Here is a 6,492-nt window from a genome sequence, read left to right as displayed (position 1 = left end):
CTCCCGCACCTCTCCCTGACCAAGGCCTCCTGGATCTGGTTCCCTGAACAGCAGCCCACCTCAGCCCCCGCCGCCACCCGCTACTTCCAGCGAACCTTCACCGCCCCCGCCGGCCCATACACCACCTCGCACCTGCTCATCACCGGCGATGACACCGTGGATGTCTGGCTCAACGGGACCTGGCTGGCCGGTTCCCCGCGACAACCCAACGCCTGGCGGACCGCGTTGACCGTGGACCTGGCGGCGGCGTTGAAGGCGGGCACCAACACGCTGCTCGTCGCCGCGCGGAACAGCACGCCCGGTCCGGCCGGTGTGCTGGGGCATCTGCGCGTGCAAGGCACCGGGAGCGTGGTTGACCTGGTCACCGATCAGGCTTGGCAGGCAGCCGACGCGGTACCGCAGAAGTGGGTAGCGGCGCGCGTTCTGCACCGGAGCACGTCGACTGTCAAGACCAGCAGCGCGGCGGCGGCCCAGGTGAAAGTGACCGCGTTGACCACGGAACGTCAGACCAACCCGCTCGGGATCGATGCCAGAAACCCGCGCTTCGGCTGGCGGCTCACCAGCACCGCGAAAGGTCAACTGCAGGGGCGCTACCAGATCACCGTGGGCACCACGCCCGGCGGCAAGGACGTCTGGGACAGCGGGCCAACGGCATCGGCCCAATCAACTGACATCTCGTACGGCGGCAGCCCTCTCGCCCCGAACCGCACCTACTTCTGGCGGGTGCGCATCTGGGACGCCCAGGGACGACCCAGCGCCTACAGCCCGGTAGCCCGCTTCGACACCGGGCTCGACGCCTGGCAGGCCGGCTTCATCGGGGATCCGGGGACGGCGAACCTGGAGGGCGCCTCGTGGATCTGGTTCCCGGAGGGGGATCCGGCCGGCACCGCACCGGCCGCCGAGCGCTACTTCCGGCGCAGTTTCGAGCTGGCGACCACGACCGGGCGAACCACGGTGGTGGTGACCGGGGACGACACGGCTGACGTGTGGGTCAACGGCACCAAGGTGGCGGCGTCGCGCCGGGCTGCTGACTCGTGGAAACGAGCTACCTCGGTCGACATCAGTGCTCAGCTTCGTACCGGGGCGAATATCATTGCTGTTGCTGCCACCAACACGTCGGCCGGGCCTGCCGGAGTGATCGTGAAGGTGCAGGGCGCCGCGAACCTGGTGAGCGATGCGGGGTGGAAGGCCGCGCAGACGGCACCGGACGGATGGCAGCAGGTGGGCTTTGACGACAGCGCCTGGCCGGCCGCTCAGGTGGCTGCGGCTTACCGTAGCGGCCCGTGGGGTGACCAGGTCGTGGTGCCGAACCCGGCTCCCCGGCTCGGCAAGGCGTTCACGGTGACCAAGCCGGTGGCCCGCGCGCGGCTGTTCGCCACGGCGCTGGGGCTGCACGAGACCTACCTCAACGGGCGCAAAGTCAGCGACGAGCGTCTGGCTCCGGGATGGACGGACTACACCAAACGGCTGCAGTACCGCACGTACGACGTGACGTCGGCCCTCAGGCAGGGCAGCAACGACGTGTCGGCGCTGCTGGGCAACGGGTGGTACTCGGGTAACGTCGGGTTCGCGGGCAGCCAGCTGTACGGCAAAACGCCCTGGTACTCCGCGCAACTCAGCATCGAGTACGCCGATGGAACGCGCGCTGACGTGCGTACCGATGGATCGTGGGTGGCCACCGCCAGCCCGATCGTCGCCGACGACCTGTACCACGGCGAGGATCAGGATGCCCGGATTCCGGCAGGCGCTGCGCGGCCGGTGACCGTGCGCAGCGACCCGGCGCCGACGATGGTGGCCCAGGTTGATCCTGGTGTGACAGTGCAGCAGGAGCTGAAGACCGTGCGGCTGACCGAGCCGGAGCCGGGGGTCTGGATCGCCGATCTGGGTCAGAACTTCACCGGCTGGAACCGGCTGAGGCTCAGCGGCCCGGCCGGCGCCAAGGTGACCCTGCGCCACGGGGAAATCCTCAACGAGGACGGCACCCTGTACACGGCCAACCTCCGCGCGGCCCAGGCCACGGACACGTTCACGCTCGCGAGCTCCACCAAGGAGCAGACCTTCGAACCGCACTTCACGGTGCACGGCTACCGCTACGTCGAGATCACCGGCTTCCCCGGTACGCCCACGAAGAACTCGATCACCGGGCTGGCGGCCTGGACCGATGGCGCAGCCACCGGCGACTTCCGCACCAGCGACCCGCTCGTCAACCAGCTGCAGCACAACATCGTGTGGGGCGCCCGCTCGAACATGCTCTCGATCCCGACCGACTGCCCGCAGCGCGACGAGCGGCTCGGTTGGACCGGTGACATCGCGGCGTTCGGGGCCACCTCGACGTTCAACTTCGACACCCACGGGCTGCTCGCCAAGTTCGCCGACGACCTGGTGGACGCCCAGCGCTCCGACGGCGCGTTCACCGATGTCGCCCCGGCCGTGATCAGCGGGGCGGGCAAGGCGGGCTGGGCCGACGCGGGGGTGATCGTGCCCTACACGGTGTGGCAGCGCTTCGGTGATCTCTCGGTGGCCGACAAGCACTTCGCGGCGATGGCCAAGTATGTCGACTACCTGCGCTCAACGGCGAACCCCGGCTTGATCCGGGATCACGAGACCTACGGCGACTGGCTCAACGTCGATGACCCGACCGCCAACGACCTGACCAGCACCGCGTTCTTCGGCTGGTCGGCGCGGCTGGTGTCGCGGATGGCGGCGGCCACCGGGCGGACCGGGCAGGCCCAGCAGTACGCCACCCTGGCCGATCAGATCGCGGCCGCGTTCAACTCCCGGTTCGTTGCGGCGGACGGGACGGTCGGGAACAACAGCCAGACGGGGTACGTCCTCGCGCTCGCCTTCGGCCTGGTGCCCCCGGACCGGCAGCAGGCGGTCGCGGACAAGCTGGCGGCCAAGGTGGCCTCGCGGGACGGTCACTTGTCGGTCGGCTTCATGGGTGTGGAGAACCTGTTGCCGGTGCTGGCCGGCCACGGGCACGTCGACACCGCGTACCGGATTCTGCAGCAGCCGGACTATCCCGGCTGGGGCTACATGAACTCGCGCGGCGCCACCACGATCTGGGAGCGCTGGGACGGGATCCGCCCGGACGGCAGCCTGCAGGACCCGGGCATGAACTCGTTCAACCACTACGGCCTCGGCTCGGTCGGTGACTGGCTCTACCGCGAGGTCGGTGGCATCGCCCCCGCGGCGCCGGGATATCAGCGGCTGCTGCTCGCGCCCAAGCCCGGCGGGTCGCTCACTGCGGCGACCACGTCACTGACGACGGCCTACGGGCCGGTCAAGACGCAATGGCAGCGTGCTGACGGCTTGACCTTGCGGGTCACCGTTCCGCCGAACACCACGGCGACCGTTCGCGTACCGGGGACGCGGATCACCGCCCCGCCGGAAGCTGTGCCGCAGGGACCGGGGGAGTACTCGCTCGGCTCGGGCACCTACACGTTCGTGGCCGCGGGGTAGGCGCTCACCTCGGTCGCCTTGACGCTGGCCCACACCCGGCTGCCCGGTTCCAGCGCGAGCTGGACCGCGGCGGCCGGGGTGATGTCGGCGGCCACCGCGATCGGCCCGGCCAGCTCGACGCGCAGGGCGTCGCCGTGCCGGGCCACCGCGGTGACCGTCGCCGGCCAGGTGTTGCGCGGGCTGCCCTCGGGCCGCTCCGGATACAACGCGACAGCTGACGGCGGGAAGGCCACGAAGACGTCCCCGGTCACCGGGCTGCGGACGGTCAATGCGAAGCCGCCCGCAATGCCGGCCCGGGTGTCCACGCATTGCCCGCGGTACAGGTTGAGTCCGACCAGCCGGGCCACATAGTCGGTGCGCGGCTGCGAGGTCACGCTCGCAGCGTCGCCGGTTTGCACGACACGGCCGTCTTCGATGATGACCAGGCGGTCGGCCAGCATCATGGCGTCCAGCGGGTCATGGGTCACCAGCACGGTCGGGCCGGCATGCCCGGCGAGATGCCCGCGCAGATGCGCACGGGTGTCCAGGCGGGTCCGCGCGTCCAGGGCGGCCAGCGGTTCGTCGAGCAGGAGCAGCTGCGGGTCGGTGGCGAGGGCCCGGGCGAGGGCCACGCGCTGGGCCTGCCCGCCGGAGAGTTGACGGGGCTTTTTGCGTACGTGCTCGGAAAGACCCACCCGCGCGAGCTGGTCTGCGGCCCGGACCCGCGACTCGGTTTTCGCCACCCCCCGGCAGCGCGGTCCGAACGCGACGTTGTCCAGCGCGCTCAGGTGCGGGAAGAGCAGGTAGTCCTGGAACACCACGCCGATGTGCCGGTGCTCGGGCGGCACCTTCTCGACGCGGTGGCCGTCGAGCGAGATGTGCCCGCCGTCGAGGCCGATCAGCCCGGCCAGCGCGCGTAGAGCAGTGGTTTTGCCGGCGCCATTGGGACCCAGCAGCGCTACCACTTCGCCAGCACCAGCCGTGAGCGTGGCGTCCAAAGTGAAGCTCTCCCGCCGGACCACGAGGTGCGCGTCGAGGCTCACGTCACACCGGCCCACTTGTCGCGCAGCGCGGCCAGGATCGCGACCGACACCACCACCAGCACCAGGCTCAGCACGATCGCCGCGTCCAGGTCCTGTTCCAGGGCAAGATAAACAGCCAAAGGCATGGTCTGGGTACGTCCCGGAAAGTTGCCGGCGAACGTGATCGTTGCCCCGAATTCCCCCAGCGCCCGCGCCCAGCACAGCACCGCACCCGCGGCCACCCCCGGCGCGATCAACGGCAACGTCACCCGCCGGAAGGCCGTCCACCGGCTCGCCCCCAGCGTCGCCGCCGCCTCCTCATAGCGCGCATCGGCGGCCCGCAGCGCCCCCTCGACGCTGATCACCAGGAACGGCATCGCCACGAACGCCTCGGCCACCACCACCCCGGTCGTGGTGAACGGCAGCGTGAACCCGAACGTGGTGTCCAGCCACTCGCCGACCAGCCCGCGCCGGCCGAACACCAGCAGCAGCGCCACACCCCCGACCACGGGCGGCAGGACCAGCGGCACGGTGACCAGCGCCCGGACGAAGCGGCGGCCGGGGAAGCCGGTCCGGCCCAGAAGCCAGGCCAGCGGTACGCCCAGAACCAAGCAGACGCCGGTGGCCAGCGTGGCGGTCAGTAAGGACAGGCGCAACGCGGCCAGCACGCCCGGCTCGGTCAGCCGCTCGGGCAGCGTGGTCCACGGCGCCCGGACGAGCAGGCCGGCCAGCGGCAGCACGAGAAACGCCAGCCCGGCGATCGCGGGGATCGCCAGGGCCAGCGGGATGCGCCGGCTGGGCGCGCTCAGGGCTGCTGGAACCCCGCCTCGGTCAGCACCTGCTGAGCCTGCGGGGTCTGGACGAAGGTCACGAACGCGCTTGCGCCCGAGGGGTTCACCGCGTTCTTCAGCGCGACGATCGGGTAGTCGTTGATGGCCTGCGCGGACTCCGGGAACTCCACGCCGTCCACATCGGCCGCAGCCGCCTTGGCATCGGTGCGGTAGACCAGCGCCGCGTCGACCTCACCGAGCTTGACCTTGGACAGCGCCGCCTTGACGTCCTGCTCCTGGGTCACCGGGGTGACCTTGATACTGGCTGCGGTGAGGGCCTTCTGGGCGGCCGCGCCGCACGGCACCTGCTCGGCGCACAGAGCCACCTTGAACTCCGGCTTGGCCATCGCCGCCAGCGAGGTGATGCCCTTCGGGTTGCCCTTCGGCACGGCGATGACAAGCTGGTTCTTGACGAACGTGGCGGGGGTGCCGCTGGCGTCGCCGGCGTCGGTGGCGGTCTTCATGGTGGCCGGGCTCGCGGCGGCGAACACGTCGGCGGGCGCGCCCGAGGTGATCTGCGTGGCCAGCCCGGAACTGCCGCCGTACGAGAAGGTCACCTCGACACCGGGGTTGGCTTGCTCGAACAGGGTTCCGATCTTGTCGAAGGACTCGGTCAGCGACGCGGCGGCCAGCACGGTCAGCTTGCCCTTCGAACCACCCGCGGAGCCGGAGGCGGCCGGGGTGCCCGAGCCGCCGTCGTCGTCGGAGCCGGAGCCGCACCCGCTCGTCACCAGGACAGCAGTCAGGGCCAGGGCGGTCAGCAGGCGTGCCTTCATGTGTCGTCCCCTCGCTCCACGACCACCGTCGTGGACTTGATCACTGCCGTGGCCGCCGAGCCGATCTGCAGGCCGAGGTCGTCCACGGCTTCGCGGCTCATCAGCGCCACCACCCGGAACGGCCCGGCCTGGATGTCCACCTGCGCCATCACCGCGTCCCGGGTGATGGCGGTGACAATGCCGCGCAGCCGGTTGCGCGCCGACGAGCGGCGGGCCCCCGAATCCGGCTCGTCGCCCAGCGAGCGGGCGAACGCGGCCAGATCGGCGCCGGCGATGCTGCGGTGCCCGTGCTCGTCGCGCACCGAGGCGAGCCGGCCCGCGTCGGCCCAGCGGCGCACGGTGTCCACGCTCACCCCGAGCAGCTCGGCCGCCTCTCCGATCCGGTACGTCGTCACGAGCGCCAGCATAGGGCCGCAACTGCGA

At 70.8% G+C, this 6,492-nt stretch carries 5 protein-coding genes; 1 reads left to right on the top strand and 4 read right to left on the bottom strand.

Annotated elements, in window-relative coordinates:
* A partial coding sequence (locus TFC3_RS23450; protein ID WP_153040478.1) for an alpha-L-rhamnosidase occupies positions 1 to 3,462 on the top strand: 3,462 nt, incomplete at its 5' end.
* Here the strand turns inward: TFC3_RS23450 and TFC3_RS23445 are convergent.
* From TFC3_RS23445 to TFC3_RS23430, 4 genes are read right to left on the bottom strand one after another with little or no spacing between them, the layout of a single operon-like run.
* Positions 3,438 to 4,484, bottom strand: coding sequence for an ABC transporter ATP-binding protein (locus TFC3_RS23445; RefSeq protein WP_067503810.1), 1,047 nt, complete (start codon positions 4,482 to 4,484; stop codon positions 3,438 to 3,440). The two genes, TFC3_RS23450 and TFC3_RS23445, sit on opposite strands and share 25 nt — an antisense overlap.
* Positions 4,481 to 5,272, bottom strand: coding sequence for a molybdate ABC transporter permease subunit (gene modB / locus TFC3_RS23440; protein ID WP_067503807.1), 792 nt, complete (start codon positions 5,270 to 5,272; stop codon positions 4,481 to 4,483). The genes TFC3_RS23445 and modB overlap by 4 nt, the downstream gene beginning before the upstream one ends.
* Positions 5,269 to 6,069 carry a molybdate ABC transporter substrate-binding protein gene (gene modA / locus TFC3_RS23435; RefSeq protein ID WP_067503803.1) on the bottom strand — a complete coding sequence of 267 codons (801 nt, stop codon included), beginning with the start codon at positions 6,067 to 6,069 and terminating at the stop codon, positions 5,269 to 5,271. The genes modB and modA overlap by 4 nt, the downstream gene beginning before the upstream one ends.
* On the bottom strand, positions 6,066 to 6,464 hold the full coding sequence (locus TFC3_RS23430) for a molybdopterin-binding protein (RefSeq protein WP_067507346.1): 399 nt from the start codon (positions 6,462 to 6,464) through the stop codon (positions 6,066 to 6,068). The genes modA and TFC3_RS23430 overlap by 4 nt, the downstream gene beginning before the upstream one ends.
* Positions 6,465 to 6,492: the final 28 nt, after the last annotated feature.

This window comes from Actinoplanes sp. TFC3 (genome assembly GCF_001553785.1).
Taxonomy (GTDB): Bacteria; Actinomycetota; Actinomycetes; order Mycobacteriales; family Micromonosporaceae; genus Actinoplanes.
The sequence above is the reverse complement of the archived record's forward strand: the minus strand, read 5'-3'. Positions and strand labels throughout refer to the sequence as shown.

What these genes read in the sequence shown, in the direction of transcription:
- modA (WP_067503803.1), bottom strand. Translation starts at nt 6,069, where the DNA reads ATGAAGGCACGCCTGCTGACCGCCCTGGCCCTGACTGCTGTCCTGGTG.